This is a genomic window from Inquilinus sp. OTU3971, assembly GCF_038440215.1.
In genome coordinates this window covers 1-1710 of the sequence record NZ_JASATH010000404.1, presented here as the reverse complement: position 1 = coordinate 1710, position 1710 = coordinate 1, and the positions used below count along the sequence as shown (strand labels likewise).

Sequence of the window (1710 nt, the reverse complement as noted above, 5' to 3'; positions counted from 1 at the left end):
ATGACACCATAATTCCCGGATAGATTGCGACGGTTGCGGGGTTGCGGCTTGTGGCGCGACGAATCCGGCTCTTGCTATCTTTCACCCATAGGGTGCGGGAAAGAGGGCTGCGATGGCAGGGCCACGATTGCCATTCGAGATCGATGACGCGATCGACGAGAGCCTGGTCACGGCGCATGCGGGGGTGCCGCTGCTGATCGAGGCGTTCCGGATCAGCGGCGCGGCGGCGGCGCTCGACCGTGCGGTGGTGATCAAGCAGCGGGCGCGCGGCCTGACCGCGTCGCAGATGGCGGAGAGCCTGTTTGCTCTGTGGGCGGTCGGGGGCGAGCGCTGCGAGGATCTGGCGATGCTGCGCGAGGATCGGGCACTGGCGACGTTGCTCGGGCACGGCTTCCCCGCGCCGCAGACCGCCCGCGACTTTCTCGACGCCTTCGATCAGCCGGCCCTGCCGTTGTGGCAGGGCGAGCGCTCGCAGATCCCCGGCGAGGGCGAGCGGCTGCAGGGGCTGGCGCAGGTCAACCAGCGGCTGATCGCCTTTCTGCAGGAGCGGCGGCCGCAGACGACGGCCACCATCGATCTCGACGCAACCATCCTGGAAAGCCGCAAGCGCCAGGCTGAACCGACCTGGGACGGGCGCACCGGCTATCACCCCATGATCGCGGTGTGGGCCGAGCAGGACATCATCCTGGTCGACGAGCTCCGCCCCGGCAATGTGCCAGCCCATGGCGATCATCTGCGCGTGCTCAAACAGGCCGCCGCGGTGGCGAAGGCCGCGGGCGCCACGCGGCTGCTGGTTCGCTCCGACAGCGCCGCCTATGAGCAGGACACACTGCGCTGGCTGGAGACCGAGAAGCACGGCTACGCCATCAGCGCCGACATGAGCCAGGCCTTGGCCGAGGCCATCGCCGCCTTGCCGGCCACCGCCTGGCACGATGCCGGCGAGGAAGCCGACGCGGTCCGGCACTGGGCCGAAGTCGCCTACGTCCCCACCGATCGCCGCGCCAACCGCGACAGCCCACCGCCGCCGCGCTACCTGGCGCTGCGCATCACCAAGACGCAAGGCGTCCTGTTCGCCGACGGCAGTTCCACCCGCCACTACGCCGTCGTCACCAACCTGCCCGACCCCAAAGATGGCTGCGGCCTCGACCTCATCCGCTGGCAGCGCGGCAAGGCCGGTACCGTTGAACACGCTCATCACGTCCTGACCAACGAACTCGCCGCCGAGGCCTTGCCGGCCGCCAACTTCGCCGCAAACGCCGCCTGGTTCCGCCTCAACGTCCTGCTCTACAATCTGCTCTCGGCCTTCAAGCGCACCGCCCTGCCCGAAGACCTGCACAACGCCCGGCCCAAGCGCCTGCGTTTCGTCCTGCTCGACGGCATCGGCAAGGTCGTCCGCCACGCCCGCGAGACGCTGCTGCGCTTCTCCCATGCCGCGCGCCGGCAACTCGCCGATCGCGCCCGCATCGCCCTCGCGATCGGACCTCCCACCCTGGCCTCCCGCGCCGCCTGAACACCAGCCCTGAACACCCCGGACCTCACGCCCGGCGCCCCGCGACATGCAAGCCTCCACACCTTCTCCGGGTGGAGCTCCCACACAGGACTCGTTCGGCGAGAACCCCTCGACACTGGGCCCACCAGCGTCCCTCACCGGCAACACGCCTCTCCCGTCCTCGCCCGCTCCTCTCGCTCTAACCGGGGATTTGGGTGACA

General features: G+C 69.4%; 1 protein-coding gene. It reads left to right on the top strand.

Annotation, left to right across the window (positions count from 1 at the left end):
- The first annotated feature begins 112 nt into the window (after positions 1-112).
- Positions 113-1510 (top strand): IS1380 family transposase, encoded by a 1398-nt coding sequence (locus tag AAHM41_RS40110; RefSeq protein WP_342242240.1) that lies wholly within the window; start codon positions 113-115, stop codon positions 1508-1510.
- Positions 1511-1710: the final 200 nt, after the last annotated feature.

What these genes read in the sequence shown, in the direction of transcription:
- AAHM41_RS40110 (WP_342242240.1), top strand. Translation starts at nt 113, where the DNA reads ATGGCAGGGCCACGATTGCCATTCGAGATCGATGACGCGATCGACGAG.